This window comes from Pseudomonas sp. MYb118, assembly GCF_040947875.1.
Classification (GTDB): Bacteria; Pseudomonadota; Gammaproteobacteria; order Pseudomonadales; family Pseudomonadaceae; genus Aquipseudomonas.
This window is the reverse complement of sequence record NZ_JBFRXN010000002.1, coordinates 1,043,442-1,064,988: the sequence shown is the minus strand read 5'-3', so window position 1 is coordinate 1,064,988 and position 21,547 is coordinate 1,043,442. Positions and strand designations below refer to the sequence as shown.

Here is a 21,547-nt window from a genome sequence, read left to right as displayed (position 1 = left end):
CCTGCTCGCGAGGGGTACCCCAAGATCACTTGGGCTTCTTGGCAATCCGCAACGACTTCGCCTTCGCCTCCACCACCAGGTACATCACCAGGGTAATCAACAGCGGCAGGATGAAATAGATCGCCCGATACGCCAGCAGCCCGGCCACCAGGCTGCCGCGTGAGGCTTCGTGCTGCAACAGCGCGACGAACACCGCTTCCAGCACCCCAAGCCCTGCCGGGATGTGCGTGATGACCCCGGCGATGGCGCTGATCAGCAACACCCCGAGCACCAGTGGATAATCCAGTTTGCTCGGCAGCAGGGTGAAGATCACGGCGGCCATCAGCGACCAGTTCAGCGCGCCCAGCGCCAGTTGCAGGATCGCCATGCGCACCGACGGCAGATTGATTTCCACGCCGCGAATCGACCACTCGCGGCGTTTGGAAAAACGGCACGCGGCCAGGTAACCGGCGCTGACCAGCAACAGCACGACCCCGACCACCTGCAGCGCGTCGCTGCTGAGTTTCCAGCCAGGCGGCATGCGCACCAGACCGCTGCTGAACACCGCGCCGGCAATCAGCATGTAGCCGAACCAGTTGGTGGTCAGGCTCAGGCCGAGGATTTTCGCGATGTTGCCCTTGCTCACCCCCAGGCGTGAATACAGGCGAAAGCGCATGGCGATACCGCCGACCCAGGCACTGAGGTTGAGGTTGAAGGCGTAGCTGATGATGCCCACCGGCAGGATCTGTTTCCAGGTCAGGTCCTGACGGATGTACGTCCGCCCGATCAGGTCATAACTGGCGTAGGTCAGAAAACTCAACAAGGTCAGCCCGGCGGCGATGATCAGGGTGCGGACCTTGAAGTCGACGAGCGTTTCGAACACCTCGCTCCATTCGATGCGCTGGGCCAGCATCGTCAGCAAGACGATCAACGCGAGGAAAAACAGCATCGTCAGCGGTTTTTTCCAGCGGCTCCAGCGTGACGGTTGGGCGCTGTCTTCGTGAGTGGACGAATGAGTGTCAGCGCGGTCCATGGCGATCGTCCCCGGCGAGGTGAGTGAAGGGTTTCAAGCGCGGTTTGTGCGCTGGCAGCCAGCCCGCCCAGGCCGGGAAGTGCCGTAGAAAGTGAAACACCAGAAAGCCCACGGTCATGTGCCAGATTCGCCCGCGCGGGGCTTTTTCCGGATCCATGGCCTTGCAATGGTGTTCACTGAGGATTTCCAGGCGATCGAACAGTTCCTGATTGAACACCCGGTCACGGATCAGCACGTTGGCTTCCAGGTTCATCGACAGGCTCAGCGGGTCGAGGTTGCTCGAACCGACGGTGCTCCAGTCTTCATCTACCAGCGCGACTTTGCCGTGCAGCGGTCGCTCGCAGTACTCGTAGATCTTCACGCCGGACTTGAGCAGGTAGTCATACGTCATGCGTGCCGCCAGCTTGGCCACCAGCATGTCGGGTTGGCCTTGCAGGATCAGGCGCACATCGACACCCCGACGGGCGGCGTTGCGGATCTCGCGCAGTAATCGGTAACCGGGAAAGAAGTACGCGTTGGCGATCACCACACGCCGTTGGGCGGTACGCAGGACTTGCCGGTAAACCTCTTCGATATCGGTGTTGTGATCACCGTTGTCGCGATAGACCAGACGCACCTGGCCATCGTGATCGCTGAGCGCCAGTTCCGAGCGGCGCTGCCGGCGGCGTTGCCACCAGTATTTGGCCCGCGCTGGGCGCCCGCTTTGCAGCAGGGCGAAATGATGAATGTCGGCCACTGCCGGGCCTTGCACTTCCACCGAATAATCCTGCTTGGCCTCGGGCCCGAAGTCGCCCAGATGATCGGCGGAAAAGTTGATCCCGCCAATGAACGCCAGGGTGCCGTCGACCACCACAATCTTGCGGTGCAGACGGCGAAACCAGTTGGTGCGAAAGCCCAGATGCTTGGGGGCCGGATCGAACATCTGGATGTGCACCCCGGCCGCGCTCAGTGCCGTGAGATAGCCGGTGGTCAGTTCTCCACAGCCGAACCCGTCGAAACTGGCGGTGACGCGCACGCCACGTTGCGCCGCCTCGATCAGCACTTGCTGCAACTCGTGGCCGACCTTGTCCTCGAATACGATGAAGGTTTCCAGGAGGATTTCCGTCTTGGCCTCGCGCATGGCCTCGAACACCCTGGGGAAATAGTCTTCGCCGTTTTCCAGCAATTTCACCAGGTTATTACCCTGCCAGCCGTACTCGATGTCGGCCACGCCGGGTTCGCGTATCGCCTGGTCGGTGGGCAGATGTTCCACCCGCGGCTCTTCCAGTGGGGCGCTGCTCATAACTCGATCTCCACCGACAGCGGTGCGTGGTCGGAAAGGTGTGACCAGGGCCGCGACGCCAGGACTTGCGGGCGACTGGCCTTGAGGTTGCGCACGTAAATGCGGTCCAGGCGCAGGGCCGGTAACCGCGCCGGAAAGCTGCGCGCCGGTTTGCCGTGGTGCTCGGCGAACACCTCGCGCAGGCCACAGGGCTTGAGCAGTGCGTCGGCACGCTGGCGCCAGTCGTTGAAGTCACCGGCGACGATCACCGGGGCTTCGCTCGGCAGCTCGTCGAGAAGCCGGGCGAGCAGTTTCAACTGGGCATTGCGATGGGTTTCGCGCAGCCCCAGATGCACGCAGATCGCATGCAATTGCGGTCCTTCGCCGGGCAGGCGTAATACGCAATGCAGCAGGCCGCGGTTCTCGTGGCCGCTGATGGACACGTCGAGGTTGTCGTGCCGGATGATCTGGAATTTCGACAGCAGCGCGTTGCCGTGATCGCCCGCCGGGTACACCGCGTTGCGACCGTAGGCGAACTGCGGCCACAGCGAGTCGGCGAGGAATTCGTATTGCGGCATCGTCGGCCAGTTGCTGTAGCGCTGCGGATGATGTTCGTGGGCCCCATGGACTTCCTGCAGGAACACCACGTCGGCCGAGACACTGCGCACGGCCTCGCGCAGTTCCGGCAGGATGAATCGTCGGTTGAGCGCGGTGAAGCCCTTGTGCGTATTGACCGTCAGTACGGTGAAACGATGTACGCACGTCACGGTTGGCGTCGGGCCTTCGGCGGTGCTGAACGGCGCGGACTCATTCATGGCAGCACCCCTTCGGCCGCCGGTTCGCCGGGGGCGGTCGCAAGGTGCTTGTCCAGGTCGAAGTGCTTGAGTAGGCGGCGGGCATCGTAGGGCGCGCGGACCTTGATGTCGTTGTCGAAATAACAGAACACTTCACGGGATTTGCGCGCCCTGGGTTTTTGTCGCGGCGCGATCAGGTGCGGGTCCGAAGGTTGCCGGCCGTGGTGCCACGCTTCGATCCGTTCGCCCCAGCGATTGAGTGCCTGCGGGGTGTAACCACTGGCGTAGAGTTCTTCGGCGCCGTGCAGGCGCAGGTACACGAAGTCACTGGTGAGGTCTTCGCGATAGGGCCATTTGCCGGCCGTGTCGGCGATCACCAGCGCGACGTTGTGGCGCTTGAGCAGGCGGACAAACTCCGGGTCGATGAAGGTGTCATTCCTGATCTCCACGGCATGACGCAACGGCTTTTTTTTGTACGCCTTCGTGCTGGCCTGCCCGTGCAGGTGGGCGTCATGCTGACGGGCGAGGGCAGCGGCCTCGAGGGTGTCGTGGGGCAATTGGTCGAGGAAGTGCTCGAACAGTTGGGGGTCGAATTTGAAGGTGGGTGGAAATTGCCAGAGGATCGGGCCGAGTTTTTCCTTGAGTTCCAGCACCCCGGAGGCGAAGAAATTGGCCAGGGGCGTGTGGATGTCGCGCAGGCGCCGGATGTGGGTAATGAAGCGCGGCGCCTTGACGCTGAACACGAAGCCCCTCGGGGTTTCGTCGTACCACTGGGCGTAACGTTCCGGCCGTTGCAGGGCGTAAAACGATCCATTGATTTCGATACTGTTGACGGCCCGGGAGGCGAACTGCAATTCGCGCTTCTGGGTCAGCCCCTTCGGGTAGAAATCCCCCCGCCAGGGCGTGTAGCGCCAACCTGAAATACCGATGTGAATCGCCGCCATGTCGCCTCCCGTCCGAGTAGCCCCATTTATTGGCTGACTGCGCGAGGGCGGCGAAAGTTTCGGCGAAAATACGGACGGTCATACCGGCGATGATCGTTCCCACGCTCCGCGTGGGAATGCAGCCCGGGACGCTCTGCGTACCCATCCAACGCCGAACGCGGAGCGTCCGTGGAGGCGTTCCCACGCAGAGCGTGGGAACGATCATCGAACAGCAAAAACCGAACTTGCTGGGCAAATGCTGATCAGTTTCCTGACAGACCCTTGTCAAGGAGCGCTTCGTTTTGCTCAAGTTCAAGACCGCGATGTTACTGGGGGCTTTGCTGTTTCTGGGCAGCAACGAGCTGGAGGCCGCCACGCTGCCGGGTGTTCCCGCTGCCACCGAGGAAGAGCCGGCCAAGCCCGAGCCGTTGGTCCAGGGCGGGTTGCTGGGAGCCATCAGTTCCAGCATCGACGACGTCCAGGAAAAACTCGACCTCAACGAAAACCTGGTAGACGCCTGGCGCCTGCGTGCGGACCGGGCGGCGGACGAGGTCGGCAAGCTGGTGAACCAGCCGTCGTCGCGTTCGCCGATGAGCGTGGTCGGCGATTTCCTGTTGCTGTCCGGGGTGTGGCTGGGCGTGTTCGCCCTGCTCACGGTGCTCGGCGGCTTGCTGGCCAGGCGCTTGAGCCGGGGCCGCTGGCTGCGCCAGCGCCATCGTGCTCAGGACCTGCTCGGTTATGTGTTGCCCTATACGTTACCGGCGCTGATCTGCCTGCCGCTCACCCTGTACGTCAGCCATTTCATGCCGGTCTCGGTGGGCCGCGCGCTGGCGCTGTGTTTTGCCTACGCCACCAGCAGCGGTATTTTTTCCACGTCGATGTTCCTGTGCGTGGTGGTGCTGTTCAAGACCGGCCACAAGCGCCCGGCGGTGCAGATCATCCGCGATTACTGCCCACGCCCGCTGTTCCTCATCGGCTTTCTCGCCGCCCTCAGCGATGCGCTGACCAGCCCACAGATCGCCCGGCAGATCGGTGGCAACCTTACCAGCAGCATCGCGGTGTTCACCGGCCTGTTCGCCTCGATCATCTTTGGCCTGCTGGTGATACGCCTGCGCCGGCCGGTCGCGCACCTGATTCGTAACCGTTCGCTGACGCAGCGCCTGAAACAGCCTTCGCTGCAGGAATCGCTGCGGATCTTTTCCGGGCTCTGGTACCTGCCGATCCTGTTGATGGTGCTGGTCTCGGTGATCAACCTGATCGGTGTCGGCGAGGACAACCAGAAAGCCCTGCGCTGCGCGTTGTTCACCACCGTGCTGCTGATCGCCACCGTGTTCCTGAGCACGGTGTTCCAGCACCTGTTCAAATCACGCAAAGCCGAGGCGATCCAGCGCAGCAGCGCCTACAAGGAGCGTTTCCTCAGTTTGCTGCATGCGCTGCTGCGCATCGTCATGGCGGTGGCCTTTATCGAAATCCTCGGGCGGATCTGGGGCATTTCGCTGTTCGAATTCGCCGAGCGCAACACGGTGGGGAGGGCGATCAGTGATTCGCTGAGCAGCATCGGCCTGATCCTGCTGGTGACGTGGTTGTTGTGGGTGGTACTCGACACGGCGATCCAGGAAGCGTTGAAACCGCCGGTCAACAAACGCTCGGCGCGTCAGCCGAGTACGCGGGTCAAGACCATCCTGCCGCTGCTGCGTAACGCGATCAAAATCATCCTGGTGGTGATCTGTGCGATCACCACCATGGCCAACCTGGGGATCAACGTCGCCCCATTGCTGGCGGGTGCCGGGGTGGTCGGCCTGGCCATTGGTTTTGGTTCGCAGCAACTGGTGCAGGATGTGATCACCGGTCTGTTCATCATCATCGAAGACACCCTGTCGGTGGGCGACTGGGTGGTGCTCGATTCCGGGCACGCCGGCACGGTCGAGGGCCTGACCATCCGCACCTTGCGCCTGCGCGACGGCAAGGGCTTCGTGCATTCGGTGCCGTTCGGCCAGATCAAGGCGGTCACCAATCAATCGCGGCAATTCGCCTTCGCGTTTTTCTCGGTGCAGTTCACCTACGACTCCGATGTCGATGAGGCCATCGCGCTGATCCGCGAGGCGGGGGATTCGATTCGCGAGGACGCGTTCCTCAAGTACAACCTGCAAGGGCCGCTGGATGTGTTCGGTGTCGACAAGATGGACCTCAACGGCGTGGTGCTGACGGCGCAGTTCCGCACGGTCTCGGGTGGACAGTATGCGGTGAGCCGGGCGTTCAACCAGCGCTTGAAAAAGCTTGTGGATAACAGCCCGTCGGTGCATTTCGCGCAGACTTATCCACAGCAGGTTTTCATTCCCAAGCGGCAGGGGGGTGAGGAGGCGGTACAGAAGGAGCAGGTGGGGGTGGTGTTGCCGGATGCTTCGCGGACTTAAGGTATTGGGGGGCGGCGGCTGGCCCTATCGCGAGCAGGCTCGCTCCCACAGGGCATGTTGTTCACAGAAGATCATCTGTGGGAGCGAGCCTGCTCGCGATGAGGCCAGATCTAACAACCTCAATGCCGAATCAACTTACGCTGCAACTCCAGATCCGCCTCCACCCAGAACACTGGCTTGCCAGCAATCAATGCCGCCACAGGCAACCCGTCGCGGTACACCAGGCGGTTGCTCGCCAGTGCCGGCACCTTCGCTCCCGGCAGCAGGGTGCCGGCCAGGTTCAGCGGGTCGACCCCGCACACCGCGATCAGGCTGGCGTCATGCTCACGCCGGCGCACTTCGCGCAGTAAGGGAATCGCCTCGGGCAAGGCGAATTGTTCGCCGGCCAGGCCACTGACAAACCGCCCACCCCGTATCTCGCCCCTGGCTTCGAGTCGATGCAGGGTACGCAGCAACTCGCGCCAGCTCGGCAGCCAGTCGGCTTCGCGCTCCAGCAGGCGCCAGAACACCACGCCGTAACGCCGCAGCAGGGTCATGGCGACGTGTTCCAACGTCTCGCCGGCAATCGGCGGCGGCTTGTCCGTCACCGGTGCCGGCGAGCCGCGCCGTAGCAAGGCCCAGCGCCCGGCATCGTCCATGCCGCCGATGAACGCGCCCCGTCCGCGGCGGCTGCTACGGGCCTGGCGTTTGCTGGCCGGTGTGATCAAGGCACGCAAGCCGGCAAAGCTGTCGGCGTTCACCCAGCCGGCGCCGACCAGTTCCTGCAAGGCGATTTCCAGCTCGGTGCGTAGCAGGTGAGCTTCATGAATCAGCTCGTCGAAAAACAGCGCGCCGTGCTGGCGCAGGGCGTCATGCACCTTTTGCGCCTTGGGCGACAGTTCGTCGAGCGGGGTCTGCTGGGTCAGGCTGCTCCACAAGCCAACCTGACTGCGTGGCAGCAGCACGATCGGCGTGCTGCGCAGGGCGTTGCTGGCGCCTTTGTGCTGGGCGTTCAGGCGCATCCACACACGCTTGCCGCTGCGGCACAGCTCGTCCAGCCAACTGGCCGAGTAATCCTTGATACGGGCCGGCAGGATGTCGCTGTCCCAGGCCGACGCGGCAGCGGGGTAGCCTTCGAACTGGTCGATAATCACCGGCAATACCGCGCTGCCCTTGCCCTGGGTGGCGGTGGACAGGTGCTGCCAGTCGAACAGGAAACGCATGAAGTCCTGCAACGCCACCGGTTCGATTTCCCGGCGCAGGCGCTTGACCGTGTAGCGATGAATCCGTGCCAGCAGATGCCGCTCGCACCATTGCTCCTGGTCCGCGCCGGGGCTGAAGAAACCACGCAGCACGTAACCCTCGCGCTCCAGTTGCGCCAGCGCCTGGGTGACTGGCGCCACGGGCAATCGAAGGGGCTCGGCAATCGCACTGAGCGGCAGAGGACCAAAGGCACCGAGCCGCGCGCGGATGACTTCCACAACGGCTTCGTCCACCTCCCAGGCTTCATCGAAGCCCGGCAATGCCTGCAACGGCGGCTGCAGTTGCGCCTGTGGATAAATCGCTTGCAGGCAGGTCAGCCGTTCCAGCGCCACCCACAACGACTGTCCGTCCGCCAAGTGCAGGCGGCTGGCGCGGCCACGTTCGGCGAGGGTGTTCAACCATTCATGCCAATGCGCATTGGCCTGTGCCTCGGCGTCGCTGATGCAGGCGAGGCTCATCAGTGCCTCGTGCATTTCATCGACGCTGGCCGGCGTTGGCCAGGCTTCCTCGCGCACGGCCTGGATCGCCTCGGCATCCAGGGCACCAAGGTCGTCGGTCGATTGCGCATCGCTCCAGCGGCGGTTGAGCACCGCTTGCGTGCGTCGCTCTTCCAGCGGCGCGTCGTCAAGAAAGGTGTAGGGCCGTGCGCTGAGGATCTCTGCCGCCAGCGGCGAGGGCGCCGGCAGGTCACGGCTGATCAGGCGCACTTCGCCACGCTCCATGCGCCGCAGCAGGTTGAGCCAGCCTTCGCAGTCCATGGCTTCGTGCAGGCAATCGTCTAGGGTCTGTTCCACCAGCGGATGGTCAGGCACTTCACGCTCGCCGGCGAGGTTTTCCACGCAGGCGATCTGGTCGGGAAACACGCTGGCGATCAGGTCTTCGCTTTTCATCCGCTGGATCTGCGGGGCGACCTTGCGCCCGCCGGTGAAGCGCGGCAGCGCCAGCGCGACCCCGGCGTTCCAGCGCCAACGCACGCCGAACAGCGGGGCTTCGAGCACCGCCTGGATCAGCAGGTGCTCGGCGCTGTTGCTGTGCAGGTAACGCCAGACCTCATCCAGTTCGAAGCTGTGGCTGGTGGACAACGACAGGACAATCGCGTCTTCGCTGGCCGCAGCCTGCAATTCGAAGTTGAAGGTGCGGCAAAAACGCTTGCGCAGGGCCAGGCCCCAGGCGCGGTTGATGCGGCTGCCAAACGGCGTGTGGATGATCAACTGGGTGCCGCCGGACTCGTCGAAAAAGCGCTCCATCAGCAAGGTGTCCTGGGAGGGCAGGGCGCCTAGCGCCAGGCGCGCTCGGGCCAGGTATTCCACCAGTTGCTCTGCGGCGGCGAGGTCCAGGCCCAGGGTACCGGTCAGCCAGTCGAGAGCCGGTTGCAGCTGGCCGGGGGTAGCGCCCAGCAGTGTATCGAGATGCCCTTGCAGGCGTGCCACGGCGAACGACAGTTCGGCGCTGCGCCCCGGTGCTTCGCCAAGCCAGAACGGAATGGTCGGTGGTTGCCCCTGGGCGTCCTCGACCCGAACCTTGCCGGTCTCGATCCGCAGAATGCGGTACGAGGTGTTGCCCAACTGGAAGACATCGCCGGCAATGCTTTCCACGGCGAAGTCTTCGTTGACGCTGCCGATGTTCAGGCCCTGGGGTTCGAGCAGCACGCTGTAGTCGGCGTTGTCGGGGATGGTGCCGCCGCTGGTCACCGCGGTCAGCCGGCTGCCCCGACGGGCGCGCAAGGTGCGGGTCACGGCGTCGCGGTGCAAGAACGCGCTGCGGATGCCCTGGCGACCGTTGTAGCCTTCGGCGAGCATCTGCAGCAGCGCCTGATAGTGTTTTTCGTCCAGACCTGCGTAGGGCGACGCCTTGCGGAACAGGTCCAGCAACGCCTGTTCCTGCCATTCCTGGCAACTGACCTCAGCGATGATCTGCTGGGCCAGCACGTCCAGCGGCGCCTGGGGGATCTGCAGGATGTCGAGTTCACCGCGGCGCACGCAGTCGAGCAAGGCGGTGCATTCGATCAGGTCGTCGCGGGTGGTGGCGAACAGGCGGCCCTTGGGCGTGCCGCCGACCTGGTGACCGGAGCGGCCGACCCGTTGCAGAAAACCGGCAATCGAGCGCGGCGAGGCGATCTGGCAGACCAGGTCGACGTCGCCGATGTCGATCCCCAACTCCAGCGACGCCGTGGCGATCAGCACTTGCAGTTCGCCACGCTTGAGCCGCTGCTCGGCGTCCAGGCGAAACTCCTTGGCCAGGCTGCCGTGGTGGGCGGCCACCGCCTGCTTGCCCAGGCGCTCGCTCAAGTGCCGGCTCAGGCGTTCGGCCAGGCGCCGGGTGTTGACGAAGATCAGCGTGGTGCGGTGCTCGCGGGCGAGGGCGGCGAGGCGGTCATAGACCAGCTCCCAGACATCATTGGCCATCACCGCCGACAACGGCACTGGCGGCACTTCAATGCCCAGGTCCCGTGGGCGGGCGTGGCCGATGTCGATGATTTCGCAGGGCCGCTGGTGGCCGACCAGAAAACGCGACACCGCCTCAATGGGCTTTTGCGTGGCGGACAGGCCGATGCGCATCAAGGGTGCGCGGCACAGCGCCTGCAGGCGCTCCAGGCTCAGGGCCAGGTGGCTGCCGCGTTTGCTGGCGGCAATCGCGTGGATTTCGTCGACGATTACCGTACGGGTGGTCTTGAGCATCTGCCGGCCGGAATCGGAGCCGAGCAGCACGTAGAGCGATTCCGGCGTAGTCACCAGGATATGCGGCGCGGTCTTGCGCATCGCCGAACGCTCTTTTTGCGGGGTGTCGCCGGTGCGCACGGCGGTGTTGATCCGCAGTTCCGGCAGACCCAGGGCGCGTAGCTGTGCGGTGATCCCGGCCAGCGGGGTTTGCAGGTTGATCTGGATGTCGTTGGACAACGCCTTGAGTGGCGAGACATAGACCACCAGCGTTTCGTCGGGCAAGCCGTCGGCGTTTTCCAGGCCGCGGTGGACCAGGTCGTCGAGCACGGCGAGAAACGCAGTGAGGGTCTTGCCGGAGCCAGTCGGTGCGGCGATCAAAGTCGAGCGGTGCTGGCGGATCAGCGGCCACGCCCGGGCCTGGGCGGCGGTCACCGACGCGAATGTGCTGTTGAACCAGGCGCTGACGGCCGGGTGAAAGCCGCTCAGGGCACTGTCTGCGGGGATGGGCAGGTTCATGGGGTCAGTTATGCGGGTGGGGGTGGGAAGATGCAAGTACCGTTCAAGATCTTTGCTGGCCCCATCGCGAGCAGGCTCGCTCCCACAGTGGGGCGGTGTAGGCAAATCTATTGTGGGAGCGAGCCTGCTCGCGATGGGGCCAGTCGCAACACCACAAGACCCGGACATCGACACTTTACGGATGACGGTTGCGCACTAAACCCGCAAAATGCAACGATTCCGACAACTATCATTTCTCCAACAAGACTGGGCCTGCTGACTCTATGCGAATGCGCCTTATGTTACTGGGCGGCGGAAATGCCCTTGGGCAGGCGCTGATTCGCCTCGGTGCGGAGGAAGACATCGGCTTCCTCGCCCCCCGCCCACCGCAGGACGGCTGGGATGCCGCGAGCCTGACGCAACTGCTCGACGACACCCGCCCGGATGCGTTGATCAACCTTGCCTACTACTTCGACTGGTTCCAGGCGGAGACGGTCAGCGAGTCGCGTCTGGCCGGGCAGGAGCGGGCCATCGAGCGGCTGGCCGAGTTGTGCCAGCATCACGACATCGTCCTGCTGCAACCGTCGAGCTATCGCGTGTTCGACGGCTCCCGTGCGACGGCCTACAGCGAAAAGGACGAGCCGGTGCCCCTGGGGCTGCGCGGCCAGGCGTTGTGGCGGATCGAGCAGAGCGTGCGTGCCACCTGCCCGCAACATGTGTTGCTGCGTTTCGGCTGGCTGCTCGACGACAGCCCCGAAGGTACCCTCGGGCGTTTCCTCGCCCGTGCGGAAAACCCCGAAGAGCTGTTGATGGCTGACGATCGTCGCGGCAACCCGACGCCCGTGGACGACGCGGCCCGGGTGATCATTTCGGTGCTCAAGCAGCTCGACTGCGCGGCGCCGCTGTGGGGCACCTACCACTACGCCGGACACGAAGCGACCACACCGCTGGCGCTGGGCCAGGCAATTCTGACCGAGGCGCGCGCGCTGCATCCGCTGGCCATCGAGGAACCGACCGCCCAGGCACACGCCGCGCGCCCGGACGCCGCCGAAGAGCCACAACACGCGGTGCTGGCCTGCAAGAAAATCCTTCACACTTTCGGGATCAAGCCTCGCGCCTGGCGTGCGGCGCTCCCGGGTCTACTCGACAGGTTCTATCGCCATGGCTGACGGCCCCGTTCTCATTACCGGCGGCGCCGGCTTCATCGGCTCGCACCTGACTGACGCCTTGCTTGCCAAAGGCCGCTCGGTGCGCATTCTCGATGACTTGTCCACGGGCAAGCGCAGCAACCTGCCGTTGGATAACCCCAAGGTAGAGCTGATGGTCGGCGATGTCGCCGATGCGGCGCTGGTCGCACAGGCCATGCGCGGTTGCAGCGCGGTGGTGCACCTGGCTGCGGTGGCGTCGGTGCAGGCTTCGGTGGACGATCCGGTGAAGACCCACCAGAGCAATTTCATAGGTTCGCTCAATGTCTGCGAGGCCATGCGCCAGGCGGGCGTCAAGCGCGTGCTGTTCGCTTCCAGCGCGGCGGTCTATGGCAACAACGGCGAAGGCGAGTCGATCAACGAAGACACGCCCAAGGAGCCGTTGACGCCGTACGCCTCGGACAAACTGGCCAGCGAATACTACTTCGATTTCTACCACCGCGAGCACAAACTGGAGCCGGTGATTTTCCGCTTCTTCAACATCTTCGGCCCGCGCCAGGATCCGTCCTCGCCGTACTCCGGGGTGATCAGTATTTTCAGTGAGCGTGCGCAGAAGGGCCTGCCGATCAGCGTGTTCGGCGACGGTGAGCAGACGCGGGATTTTGTTTTCGTCGCCGATCTGGTGGACCTGCTGGTACAGGCACTCGAGCAACCCCAGGTTGAGGCGGGGGCGATCAACGTCGGCTGGAACCAGGCAACCAGCCTCAAGCAGATGCTGGATGCGTTGGAAGAGGTGGTCGGCGAACTGCCACCGGTGAATTACGGTCCGGCGCGTTCCGGGGATATCCGCCATTCACGGGCGAACAACCAGCGCTTGCAGGCGCGTTTTGTCTTGCCTGCCCGGACGTCGATGAGTGTCGGCCTGGCGCGTTTGCTGGGTCGCTGAGCGGACTGCGTTGCCATAGAAAAAGGCGCCTTCGCAGGCGCCTTTTTTTTGCAGCTCGTTCCCACCACGTGAACGATTTTTAGAACTTGTAGCCCAGGCCGACCATGTAGATGAGCGGGTCGACATCCACATTGACCTTGGCGCGGGTGCCCGCTGCGACGGCATTGTTTTCCACGGTCGCCTGGGTGTCGATGTCGATGTAGCGCACTTGGGCGTTGAGCAGGATGTTGTCGGTGATCATGTAGTCGGCACCGACCTGGAACGCCATGCCCCAGGAGTTTTTCGCCTTGAAGTTGCTGAAGCCGTTGGACTTGGCGCCGCTGCTCAGGTCTTCGTCGAAGATCCAGGTGTAGTTGATACCGGCGCCAACATACGGTTGGAACGCCGACTTGGCGTCCAGCGGGTAGTACACGACGCTCAGGGTTGGCGGCAGGTGTTTCAGGCTGCCGAGCTTGCCGTTGGCCGGGGCCAGGGCGGTGTTCTTGATCTTCACGTCGTGCTGGAACGGGGTGGCGGCCAGCAGCTCGATACCCCAGTGGCTGTCGAGCATGTAAGCGAAGTTCAGACCCAGTTGGGTGTCGCTGTCCATGGTTGCCTTGCCGCCCAGATCAGCACCTTTCAGAGGCCCCTGATCGACCTTGACGCTGGAGCTGTCGGCTTTCGGGTTGACGGTGATCGCACCGGCACGGATGAGGATGTCGCCGGCTTCGTGAGCGTGGGCGATTGGCGCGGCGAGTGCGAGGGCGAACAACGAAGCGCTGAGCAAAGACTTGTGCATGGAGGCTCCCAAAGGACGTTTTAAATTTGATGTCCTAATGGTACGGAGCCGTCTGATATGGTCTTTTGATTCAGCTCAATGAAACAGTGATGCGTGTTTTTTTGTGGAACCATCGCGAGCAGGCTCGCTCCCACAAGGTTTTGCGTTGAACACAATGTGTGTGAACAACCCCTGCTACTGTGGGAGCGAGCCTGCTCGCGATGGCTGATTGGCGATGAATAAATTGCCGCACTTACTCCGGCAATTCATACATGTAGATCTTGTCCGCCTCCATCTGATACCCAGCATCGGCCAGCTCACTGGTCGACGCTTTCACCTGCATTGCTCCCTCGATCCAGTACGGCTGATACAGTTCGTCGAGCTTCACCCCGACTTCACTTTTCACATGCACGATCTGGTTGGACGGCGGTGGCGGCACGTGAATGCAGGCGCCGAAATACGGCACCAGCAGGAACTCCGTGGTGCGGCCTTCTTCGCTGACTTCCAGCGGCACGATGTAGCCCGGCAGGCGAATGTTCTGTCCGTCCAGACTCTTCACCACCGGCGCATTCGGCATCGACTGCTTGGCCGCTGGCGCCGACTCCGCCGACAGCGCATTGCCCAGTTGCGAAAGGTCGTGCATGGGGCGCATGTCCGGCACTTCAGGCATGGCATCGGGCGGGATCATTTCCGACCAAGTCAGTTCTTTCGGCTCGGCCGCCCACAGGGGCAGGGCAACCAGCATCAACAGCGCAAGCAGGGCGCGGGGCATCATGGACTTCCTCACAATCGGATCGACAGGCCATCGGCCAGGGATTGGCGATAGGCGCGCCAGGCCGGCACGCTGCCCATCAGCAGCGCGGCGCACAGGATGCCACCGAGCAGCGTCCATTCATACTCGCTCGGCCAGGCCAGGGGCAGGTACAAGCCATAGTTGGCCTGCACGTAGCCCTGGGCCGCGGCGATACCCAGGTACAACAGGGCCACGCCGGCAATCACCCCTGACAACGCCAGGGCGAACGCCTCCAGTACCAGCAGTGTCGCGACATGCCAAGGCCGGGCACCGACCGAACGCAGGATGGCCATCTCGCGCCGACGTTCGTTGAGGCTGGTGAGGATCGCCGTGAGCATGCCGATCAACCCGGTCAGCACCACAAACAACGACACCACGAACAAGGCTTTTTCCGCGGTGCTCATCAGGCTCCACAGCTCTTGCAGCGCCACACCCGGCAGGATCGCCAGCATCGGCTCGCCGCGGAACTCGTTGATTTCACGCTGCAGCGCGAAGGTCGAAATCTTGCTGTTCAGGCCCAGCATGAACGCCGTGATCGCTTGCGGCTTGAGGTCCATGTTGCGCGCCTGATCGGCACTGATCCGCTCGTTGCCGCGCGCTGGAACACCGTTGTGCCAGTCGATGTGGATCGCCTCCATGCCACCGAGGCTGATGTGCAGCGTGCGATCCACCGGCGTGCCGGTGCGCGCGAGGATGCCGACCACGGTGAAGGGCTTGTCGTCGTGCTTGACCAGGCTGATTGCGGCCACGCCGTGGGCCAGTACCAGTTTGTCGCCGAGCTTGTAGTGCAGCGCCTCGGCCACTTCGGCGCCGAGCACCACTTCGAAGGGATCGGTGGCGAAGGCTCGGCCGTCGGCCAGTGCCAGGTGTTGCTGGCGGCCGTACTGGTAGTGCTCGAAGTACGCCTCGGTGGTGCCCATCACGCGATAGCCACGGTGGGAGTCGCCCAGGGACATCGGGATCGCCCACTTCACTTTCGGGTTGCTGGCGAAGTGTTCGAAGCTGTCCCAGCGAATGTTGTTGGTGGCATTGCCGATGCGGAACACCGAGTACAGCAGCAGGTTCACCGAGCCCGAGCGGGCGCCGACAATCAGGTCGGTGCCGCTGATGGTGCTGGCGAAACTGGCCTTGGCTTCGGTGCGCACCCGTTCCACGGCCAGCAACAGGCAGACCGACAGGGCGATGGCGAAGGCGGTGAGGATCGCGGTGAAACGACGGTTAGCCAGGCTGGCCATGGCTAGACGAAACAAATACATCTCAGACCTCTGCAGGCGTGGCGGCGCGATTGAGTTCGGCCAGCGACAGGTTGCGATCGAACAGCGGCGCGAGGCTCTGGTCGTGGCTGACGAACAGCAGGCTCGACCCGGCTTCCCGGCATTCGGCGAACAGCAGGCGAATGAAGTTTTCCCGGGCGTCGTAGTCCAGCGCAGAAGTCGGCTCGTCGGCGATCACCAGTTCCGGCTGGCCGATCAAGGCACGGGCGGCGGCCACCCGCTGTTGCTGGCCGATGGACAGCGAGTCGGCACGGCGACCGAGGATGCTTTCATCCTTCAGGCCCAGGTGCGCCAGCAGAGTGGCGGCGGCCTGGTCGACGCTGCCATGGCGCTGTTTCGCCCGGGTGGCGCGCAGTTTGGAAAAGTGGCAGGGCAGTTCGACGTTCTCGCGCACCGAGAGAAACGGCAGCAGGTTGAACTGCTGGAAGATGTAGCCGGTATGATCGACGCGAAAGCGATCCCGCGCGCCGGCGCCGAGCTGCGTCAGTTCCTGGCCGAGCAGGCGAATGCTGCCGCGATCAGGCTTCTGCACACCGCCCAGCAGGCCGAGCAGGGTGGTCTTGCCACTGCCGCTCGGCCCCTTGAGAAACAGGGTCTCCCCCCGTTCCAGGCGAAACGCCGGGATATCCAGCAGTGGCGGGTGACCGGGCCAGCTGAAGCCCAGGTCGGACAATTCGATGAGTGCTTGGGTCATGTGAAACCGGTTAGTGATTAAAAATTGCTACACCGCCCCCTGTAGGAGCGAGCTTGCTCGCGATGGACTCAAGACCGCCGCAGGGAATCAGGCAGCCCGCGTTATCGTTGACCTCCATCGCGAGCAAGCTCGCTCCTACAGGTATTCAAACATTCAGGATGTCAAAATTTCAGTGCCGCCGCCTTGGACGTCACTTCCACACCCTGCTGACCGCTCGGGCCAATCAGTTGTACCTGAATTTTCTGGGTCGCCGGGAAGGTATTGAAGATGTTCGCCAGATCCAGGGTTTTCAGCGCCCCAGGCGTGGCGCAGGTGAACTGGTAGTGAGCGTGGATTTCGCTGTGATCGTGGTGGTGTTCGCCGTTGGCCTCTTCGTCATGATCGTGATCATCGTCGGCCTCGGGCTTATCACCGAACAGCGGGCTTTCCAGTTCCTGACTCGCCACCACACAACCGGCGGCCTTTGCCAGGTTGAACAGCGCCTGGGGTTTTTCCAGCTGCGCACGCACGGCGGCGACCTTGGCTTTGTCGGCGTCGGTGGTGGCGGCATGTTCGAAGCCCACCAGGTTCATCGCCGGGCTTTGCAGTTCCAGTTCCAGGGTCTGGCCATCCAGCGCAGCGTTCAAGCGGCCGACACCATGTTCGTGGGCGCCGAGGCTGCCATGTTCGTGGTCATGGTCGTGATCATGCTCCTGCGCGGCATGGGCGACGGCCAGCGGCAACAGGGCAAACGGCAAAGCGAGCAGCAGACGACGCATGGTGAGTCTCCGGAACGTAAGATGAATAATTTGTTATGTAATCTTATAACGTAAGTGCGCAGAGTTTGACCGGCTGCTTGGCGTTGCACAAGTCCCATGGGAGCATGTGGGTCAGAAATGTGCAGGAGCGAAGCGATGTTGCGGATACGAGGAACCATCGGCGACTGGCCGGTGGATTTGACCCTGGAGATGGATGACGCCGACTGGGCACGGCTGGGCGCGCAGGTGCAGGTGGTCAAGCCGGAAGGCAGTGCGGCAGCGACGAAAACGCTGAACCAGGATGACACGCAATGGCAGATCGCCAAGGATCTGCTGCGCAAGGCCGGGCAATTGAGCGGACCGGATCTGCTCGATCAGCTGGAAGGGCTGACCGGCAACGCGGCGTCGGGCAAGCGCCTGCTGGTGCGCTTGCGTCACTGCGCCGAGGTGAAAGTGTCGAGCGGCGGGGATACGCCGCTCTACAGCTGGATCAACGACGCTTAATACAGCGCGGCGAACAGCTTGCGGCGGTAGGTGGTCACCAGCGGGTGATCGTTGCCCAGCAGTTCGAACACCTGCAGCAGGGTCTTGTGCGGCAGGCCTTCGCTGTAGCTGCGATTGCGGATGAACAGCTTGAGCAACGCATCCAGCGCCGGGTCGTACTGCTGGCGGGCCAGTTGCTGGATCGCCAGTTGGTACACCGCTTCATCGTCCTGCGGGTTCTGCGCCAGGCGCGTCTTCAGGTCGGCGGCATCGGGAAGGTCGCGGGCCTGGCCGAGAAACTTGATCTGCGCCTTGGCACCCGCCAGTGCGGCCTTGTGCTCATCGGTCTTGACCGCGTCGAGCACGGTTTGCGCCTCGCCCAGTTCACCGCGTTCGGTCAGGCAGCGGGCGTAGAGAATCAGCGCCCGCGCGTTGCTGTTGTCTTCGCCCAGCAGCGCAACCAGCACGGCTTCGGCGTCGGCGAAGCGGCTCTCGTCGAACAGCGCCTGCGCCTGTTCGAGCGGATCGGCCGCGGCCGGTGGCGGCATCTGCACATGCGGTTCGAGCAGGGCGCGTACGGCCGACTCAGGCTGGGCACCGGCAAAACCGTCGACGGGCTGGCCATCCTTGAACAGCACCACGGTCGGCAGGCTGCGAATGCCGAAGCGGGCGACGATGTCCTGTTCGATATCGCAGTTGACCTTGGCCAGCAGCAGTTCGCCCTGATAGCTCTCGGCGATGCTCTGCAGCATCGGCATCAGTACCTTGCACGGCGCGCACCACTCGGCCCAGAAATCCACCAGCACCGGTTTGTGGAAGGAGTTCTCGATCACCGACTGCTCGAAGTCGGCGGTCGTGGCGTCGAAGATGTACGGCGTTTCCTGACTCATGGGTGATCTCTTGGAAGCGTGATTGGGTTCACTATACGGCTTGGCGGGGGGTGGCCGGAAGCGCCTTCGCGTGTTGGAAACCTGTGGGAGCGAGCCTGCTCGCGATGGGTTCAGCCACACCGAGGGGGCCAGGTGGTCCACCATTATTGTTGATCACCATCGCATTTTCAGGTGCGCCGCGCGTGGTACAGGCTCACATGCCGAAACTCCTCGGGTTCGGCCAGGTCCGGCAGGGTCAGTGCCTGCAACATCTCGATGCGCTGATACAGCGGGTGACGAAAATCCCTGACCCGTGAATCGGCCACCAGCGCTTCCTGGCCGCGACTGAGGAATTCATCGAGCAGCGGCAGGTTCGCCCGGTCGTACAGCACGTCGGCCACCAGGATCAGATCGAAGCGATCGGCCTCGGCAAAAAAGTCCGCCGAATAATCGAGGTGCACGTCGTTGAGTTCGGCATTCGCCCGGCAGGCGGCCAGTGCCAGCGGATCGAGGTCGCAGGCCACCACTTCCAGTGCACCGGCTTTGACCGCGGCAATCGCCGCGACCCCGGAGCCTGCGCCGAAGTCCAGCACGCGCTTGCCCTTCACCCACTGCGGGAACTCGGCGAGGTAGCGGGCCACGGCCAGCCCGCTGGCCCAGCAGAAACTCCAGTAGGGTGGCTCATGCAGGATCCGTCGGGTTTCTTCCGGGCTGAACTGGCGATCCATGCGTTCGCCGTCGATCAGCCAGAGTTTGAGCTCGGTGCCGGGCAATTCACACACCACCAGGCGGGCGTCACCCAGCAGTTCAATCAACGCCTGTTGCAGGCCCCGCGGTGCAATCATGGTGCTTTGACAAACTGCAGCTGGCCCAGGGCCTGGGTGGTGGGCTGGGTGATCAGTTGCGAAGGCAAATGCAGTATCAGTTGACCGGACTGGCTGGCACGACCACGCAGTTCGACGCGGGCGCCCGCCGGGAAAGCATCCGGGTTGAAACGCAGGTGAAAGGGCAGCAACTGGTTGGTGCCGATCAGGCTGGAACTGGCGAGCAATTGTTGCGGGCGGTCTTTTTCGTCGATCACCAGCAGCGCCAGTTCGACCTCGGCGCCTTCCGGTACGCCTTGCAGGGTACCGCTCAGTTCACGCTGGTAAGCGGGCAGCGGCCCCAGCTCGGTGGCCTGGCGGGCTTTCTTCTGCGCCGCTTGCGGGGCAGGGCCTGGCGTGGGCGGCTGGGGTTTGGGGGCGTCGCTGCCACAGGCCACCAGCAAGCTTAAAACACTGAGCAATACGAGCGGTTTCAGGGACATTTGCGGCTCCGGCAGGGTGAAATCCATGAATGGACACTATTGCCAGTCTGTATACCGCAATCCCTATGGCTTGTCTTGCCACGGGGATGCGCTACCATGGCCCTCCCTTTTTTTGTTGCCTGCCACCATGCACTGTCCCTTCTGCGGTGCCAACGACACCAAGGTCATCGACTCGCGTCTGGTCGCCGAGGGCGAACAGGTGCGCCGCCGGCGTGAATGCCTGGCCTGCGGCGAGCGTTTCACGACGTTCGAAACCGCTGAACTGGTGTTGCCGCGCCTGATCAAAACCGACGGCAGTCGCCAGCCGTTCGACGAAGAAAAACTGCGTGCCGGCATGCAGCGGGCGCTGGAAAAGCGTCCGGTGAGTGTCGAGCGTCTCGAATCGTCGCTGGTGCACATCAAACACAAACTGCGCGCCACCGGCGAACGCGAGGTCAAATCCCTCGTGGTCGGTGAGCTGGTGATGACCGAGCTGAAAAAGCTCGATGAAGTCGCCTACATCCGCTTCGCCTCGGTGTATCGTCGCTTCCAGGACCTCAACGAGTTCCGCGAAGAAATTGATCGCCTGGCCCGTGAGCCGGAGAAAGAATGAGCGCACCCGCCGAGCAAGCCATCCTCGATGCCCATTACATGGCCCGCGCCCTGGAACTGGCGCGCAAGGGGCATTACACCACGCACCCCAATCCGCGGGTCGGTTGTGTCGTCGTGCGTGACGGGCAGGTGGTCGGCGAAGGCTGGCACGAGCGCGCCGGCGAACCCCACGCCGAAGTCCATGCCCTGCGCGCGGCGGGTGACAAGGCCAAGGGCGCCACGGCCTACGTCACCCTCGAACCCTGCAGCCACCACGGCCGCACGCCGCCTTGCGCTGATGCGCTGGTGAATGCCGGCGTCGCCCGCGTGGTCGCGGCGATGCAGGACCCCAACCCCTCCGTGGCCGGTCGCGGTCTGCAACGCCTGGCCGATGCCGGCATTGCGGTCCAGAGTGGTGTGTTGGAAGGCGAGGCGCGCCAGCTCAACCAGGGCTTCCTCAAGCGCATGGAACACGGCTTGCCGTTCGTGCGGGTCAAGTTGGCCATGAGCCTGGACGGCCGCACGGCGATGGAAAACGGCGAAAGCCAGTGGATCACCGGCGCCGCAGCCCGCTCGGCGGTGCAGCGCCTGCGCGCCCAGGCCAGCGTGGTCCTGACCGGTGCCGACACGGTACTGGCCGATAACGCACGCCTGACTGTGCGCGCCGAAGAACTGGGGCTCGATGCGCAGCAGACGGCGCAGGCGATGAGTCGCCCACCGCTGCGCGTGCTGGTCGATGGCCGCTTGCGGGTGCCGCTGGATGCGCCGTTCTTCAAGGCCGGCCCCGCCCTGGTCGCCACCAGCATGGCCGTCGAGGAACAATATGCCAACGGCCCGGAATGCCTGCTGGTGCCTGGCGGCGATGGCCTGGTCGACTTGCCGCGGTTGCTGGAGGAGCTGGCCCGGCGCGGGGTCAACGAAGTGCTGGTCGAGGCCGGTCCGCGCCTGGCCGGCGCCTTTGCCCGGCAAGGGCTGGTCGACGAGTTCCAGATCTTCATCGCCGGCAAGTTTCTCGGCTCCACGGCCCGACCGCTGCTGGACTGGCCACTGGCGCACATGAAGGATGCGCCGGAGCTCAAAATCACTGAAATTCGCGCGGTTGGCGATGACTGGCGAGTCACTGCCATTCCTGCACCAAAGGCGAGCGTATAATCCCGGGCTGCGCCACACCA

19 protein-coding genes are annotated in these 21,547 nt (G+C 63.6%); 6 read left to right on the top strand and 13 right to left on the bottom strand.

What is annotated here, in order from left to right; all coding sequences use genetic code 11:
* Positions 1 to 25: 25 nt before the first annotated feature.
* Genes ABVN20_RS10685 through ABVN20_RS10670 form a run of 4 tightly spaced genes read right to left on the bottom strand, consistent with a single transcriptional unit; the run spans position 26 to position 4,011 of the window.
* Positions 26 to 1,012: a lysylphosphatidylglycerol synthase domain-containing protein gene (locus tag ABVN20_RS10685; protein ID WP_368555595.1), complete on the bottom strand. Its 987-nt coding sequence runs from the start codon at positions 1,010 to 1,012 to the stop codon at positions 26 to 28.
* On the bottom strand, positions 999 to 2,294 hold the full coding sequence (gene clsB / locus ABVN20_RS10680) for a cardiolipin synthase ClsB (RefSeq protein ID WP_368555594.1): 1,296 nt from the start codon (positions 2,292 to 2,294) through the stop codon (positions 999 to 1,001). Before clsB ends, ABVN20_RS10685 begins: the two co-directional genes overlap by 14 nt.
* Positions 2,291 to 3,088, bottom strand: a complete 798-nt coding sequence (locus tag ABVN20_RS10675) for an endonuclease/exonuclease/phosphatase family protein (RefSeq protein ID WP_368555593.1) — start codon at positions 3,086 to 3,088, stop codon at positions 2,291 to 2,293. The genes clsB and ABVN20_RS10675 overlap by 4 nt, the downstream gene beginning before the upstream one ends.
* A complete protein-coding gene (locus ABVN20_RS10670) occupies positions 3,085 to 4,011 on the bottom strand; it encodes a DUF72 domain-containing protein (protein ID WP_368555592.1) in 927 nt (308 codons plus the stop codon). The genes ABVN20_RS10675 and ABVN20_RS10670 overlap by 4 nt, the downstream gene beginning before the upstream one ends.
* A 281-nt stretch (positions 4,012 to 4,292) precedes the next feature.
* On the opposite strand from ABVN20_RS10670, the gene ABVN20_RS10665 reads away from it, so the two are divergent.
* A complete protein-coding gene (locus tag ABVN20_RS10665) occupies positions 4,293 to 6,404 on the top strand; it encodes a mechanosensitive ion channel family protein (protein WP_368555591.1) in 2,112 nt (703 codons plus the stop codon).
* Between the two features lie 119 nt (positions 6,405 to 6,523).
* Here ABVN20_RS10665 and ABVN20_RS10660 read toward each other — a convergent pair whose 3' ends face one another.
* A complete protein-coding gene (locus tag ABVN20_RS10660) occupies positions 6,524 to 10,822 on the bottom strand; it encodes a DEAD/DEAH box helicase (RefSeq protein WP_368555590.1) in 4,299 nt (1,432 codons plus the stop codon).
* Positions 10,823 to 11,085: 263 nt separating this feature from the next.
* On the opposite strand from ABVN20_RS10660, the gene ABVN20_RS10655 reads away from it, so the two are divergent.
* Together ABVN20_RS10655 and ABVN20_RS10650 are read left to right on the top strand one after the other, a co-directional pair.
* Entirely contained in the window at positions 11,086 to 11,970 is an 885-nt protein-coding gene (locus ABVN20_RS10655; protein ID WP_368555589.1) for a sugar nucleotide-binding protein, read from the top strand.
* Positions 11,963 to 12,892, top strand: a complete 930-nt coding sequence (locus tag ABVN20_RS10650; protein ID WP_368555588.1) for an NAD-dependent epimerase/dehydratase family protein — start codon at positions 11,963 to 11,965, stop codon at positions 12,890 to 12,892. Before ABVN20_RS10655 ends, ABVN20_RS10650 begins: the two co-directional genes overlap by 8 nt.
* Positions 12,893 to 12,971: 79 nt before the next feature.
* On the opposite strand, the gene ABVN20_RS10645 is transcribed toward ABVN20_RS10650, so the two are convergent.
* The 5 genes from ABVN20_RS10645 to ABVN20_RS10625 form a co-directional block, all read right to left on the bottom strand.
* Positions 12,972 to 13,670: an OmpW family protein gene (locus ABVN20_RS10645; protein WP_368555587.1), complete on the bottom strand. Its 699-nt coding sequence runs from the start codon at positions 13,668 to 13,670 to the stop codon at positions 12,972 to 12,974.
* Positions 13,671 to 13,902: 232 nt separating this feature from the next.
* Positions 13,903 to 14,421: a DUF3299 domain-containing protein gene (locus tag ABVN20_RS10640; protein WP_368555586.1), complete on the bottom strand. Its 519-nt coding sequence runs from the start codon at positions 14,419 to 14,421 to the stop codon at positions 13,903 to 13,905.
* 11 nt (positions 14,422 to 14,432) lie between these two features.
* Positions 14,433 to 15,698, bottom strand: a complete 1,266-nt coding sequence (locus tag ABVN20_RS10635) for an ABC transporter permease (protein ID WP_368555585.1) — start codon at positions 15,696 to 15,698, stop codon at positions 14,433 to 14,435.
* A gap of 1 nt (position 15,699) precedes the next feature.
* Complete coding sequence (locus tag ABVN20_RS10630) at positions 15,700 to 16,410, bottom strand: ABC transporter ATP-binding protein (protein WP_368555584.1); 711 nt, start codon at positions 16,408 to 16,410, stop codon at positions 15,700 to 15,702.
* Between the two features lie 161 nt (positions 16,411 to 16,571).
* Positions 16,572 to 17,168, bottom strand: a complete 597-nt coding sequence (locus tag ABVN20_RS10625) for a DUF2796 domain-containing protein (RefSeq protein ID WP_368555583.1) — start codon at positions 17,166 to 17,168, stop codon at positions 16,572 to 16,574.
* A 135-nt stretch (positions 17,169 to 17,303) separates the two neighbouring features.
* Here ABVN20_RS10625 and ABVN20_RS10620 point away from each other — a divergent pair, with 135 nt between their 5' ends.
* Positions 17,304 to 17,651, top strand: a complete 348-nt coding sequence (locus ABVN20_RS10620; RefSeq protein WP_368555582.1) for a hypothetical protein — start codon at positions 17,304 to 17,306, stop codon at positions 17,649 to 17,651.
* Here the strand turns inward: ABVN20_RS10620 and trxA are convergent.
* From trxA to ABVN20_RS10605, 3 genes are all read right to left on the bottom strand, one after another.
* Positions 17,648 to 18,520: a thioredoxin gene (trxA, locus tag ABVN20_RS10615; RefSeq protein ID WP_368555581.1), complete on the bottom strand. Its 873-nt coding sequence runs from the start codon at positions 18,518 to 18,520 to the stop codon at positions 17,648 to 17,650. The two genes, ABVN20_RS10620 and trxA, sit on opposite strands and share 4 nt — an antisense overlap.
* 167 nt (positions 18,521 to 18,687) lie before the next feature.
* The gene (locus ABVN20_RS10610; RefSeq protein WP_368555580.1) at positions 18,688 to 19,344 is read right to left on the bottom strand and encodes a methyltransferase; all 657 of its coding nucleotides are present in this window, start codon (positions 19,342 to 19,344) and stop codon (positions 18,688 to 18,690) included.
* Complete coding sequence (locus tag ABVN20_RS10605; RefSeq protein WP_368555579.1) at positions 19,341 to 19,805, bottom strand: YbaY family lipoprotein; 465 nt, start codon at positions 19,803 to 19,805, stop codon at positions 19,341 to 19,343. The genes ABVN20_RS10610 and ABVN20_RS10605 overlap by 4 nt, the downstream gene beginning before the upstream one ends.
* Positions 19,806 to 19,932: 127 nt before the next feature.
* Here ABVN20_RS10605 and nrdR point away from each other — a divergent pair, with 127 nt between their 5' ends.
* Both nrdR and ribD read left to right on the top strand, forming a co-directional pair.
* Entirely contained in the window at positions 19,933 to 20,397 is a 465-nt protein-coding gene (gene nrdR / locus ABVN20_RS10600) for a transcriptional regulator NrdR (RefSeq protein WP_162634909.1), read from the top strand.
* On the top strand, positions 20,394 to 21,527 hold the full coding sequence (gene ribD, locus ABVN20_RS10595) for a bifunctional diaminohydroxyphosphoribosylaminopyrimidine deaminase/5-amino-6-(5-phosphoribosylamino)uracil reductase RibD (RefSeq protein WP_368555578.1): 1,134 nt from the start codon (positions 20,394 to 20,396) through the stop codon (positions 21,525 to 21,527). The genes nrdR and ribD overlap by 4 nt, the downstream gene beginning before the upstream one ends.
* Positions 21,528 to 21,547 lie beyond the last annotated feature (20 nt).

Bases quoted from the DNA above. Each gene is read 5' to 3' on its own strand.
- ABVN20_RS10685 (WP_368555595.1), bottom strand. From the start codon at position 1,012: ATGGACCGCGCTGACACTCATTCGTCCACTCACGAAGACAGCGCCCAA.
- clsB (WP_368555594.1), bottom strand. From the start codon at position 2,294: ATGAGCAGCGCCCCACTGGAAGAGCCGCGGGTGGAACATCTGCCCACC.
- ABVN20_RS10675 (WP_368555593.1), bottom strand. From the start codon at position 3,088: ATGAATGAGTCCGCGCCGTTCAGCACCGCCGAAGGCCCGACGCCAACC.
- ABVN20_RS10670 (WP_368555592.1), bottom strand. From the start codon at position 4,011: ATGGCGGCGATTCACATCGGTATTTCAGGTTGGCGCTACACGCCCTGG.
- ABVN20_RS10660 (WP_368555590.1), bottom strand. From the start codon at position 10,822: ATGAACCTGCCCATCCCCGCAGACAGTGCCCTGAGCGGCTTTCACCCG.
- ABVN20_RS10655 (WP_368555589.1), top strand. From the start codon at position 11,086: ATGCGAATGCGCCTTATGTTACTGGGCGGCGGAAATGCCCTTGGGCAG.
- ABVN20_RS10650 (WP_368555588.1), top strand. From the start codon at position 11,963: ATGGCTGACGGCCCCGTTCTCATTACCGGCGGCGCCGGCTTCATCGGC.
- ABVN20_RS10645 (WP_368555587.1), bottom strand. From the start codon at position 13,670: ATGCACAAGTCTTTGCTCAGCGCTTCGTTGTTCGCCCTCGCACTCGCC.
- ABVN20_RS10640 (WP_368555586.1), bottom strand. From the start codon at position 14,421: ATGCCCCGCGCCCTGCTTGCGCTGTTGATGCTGGTTGCCCTGCCCCTG.
- ABVN20_RS10635 (WP_368555585.1), bottom strand. From the start codon at position 15,698: ATGTATTTGTTTCGTCTAGCCATGGCCAGCCTGGCTAACCGTCGTTTC.
- ABVN20_RS10630 (WP_368555584.1), bottom strand. From the start codon at position 16,410: ATGACCCAAGCACTCATCGAATTGTCCGACCTGGGCTTCAGCTGGCCC.
- ABVN20_RS10625 (WP_368555583.1), bottom strand. From the start codon at position 17,168: ATGCGTCGTCTGCTGCTCGCTTTGCCGTTTGCCCTGTTGCCGCTGGCC.
- ABVN20_RS10620 (WP_368555582.1), top strand. From the start codon at position 17,304: ATGTTGCGGATACGAGGAACCATCGGCGACTGGCCGGTGGATTTGACC.
- trxA (WP_368555581.1), bottom strand. From the start codon at position 18,520: ATGAGTCAGGAAACGCCGTACATCTTCGACGCCACGACCGCCGACTTC.
- ABVN20_RS10610 (WP_368555580.1), bottom strand. From the start codon at position 19,344: ATGATTGCACCGCGGGGCCTGCAACAGGCGTTGATTGAACTGCTGGGT.
- ABVN20_RS10605 (WP_368555579.1), bottom strand. From the start codon at position 19,805: ATGTCCCTGAAACCGCTCGTATTGCTCAGTGTTTTAAGCTTGCTGGTG.
- nrdR (WP_162634909.1), top strand. From the start codon at position 19,933: ATGCACTGTCCCTTCTGCGGTGCCAACGACACCAAGGTCATCGACTCG.
- ribD (WP_368555578.1), top strand. From the start codon at position 20,394: ATGAGCGCACCCGCCGAGCAAGCCATCCTCGATGCCCATTACATGGCC.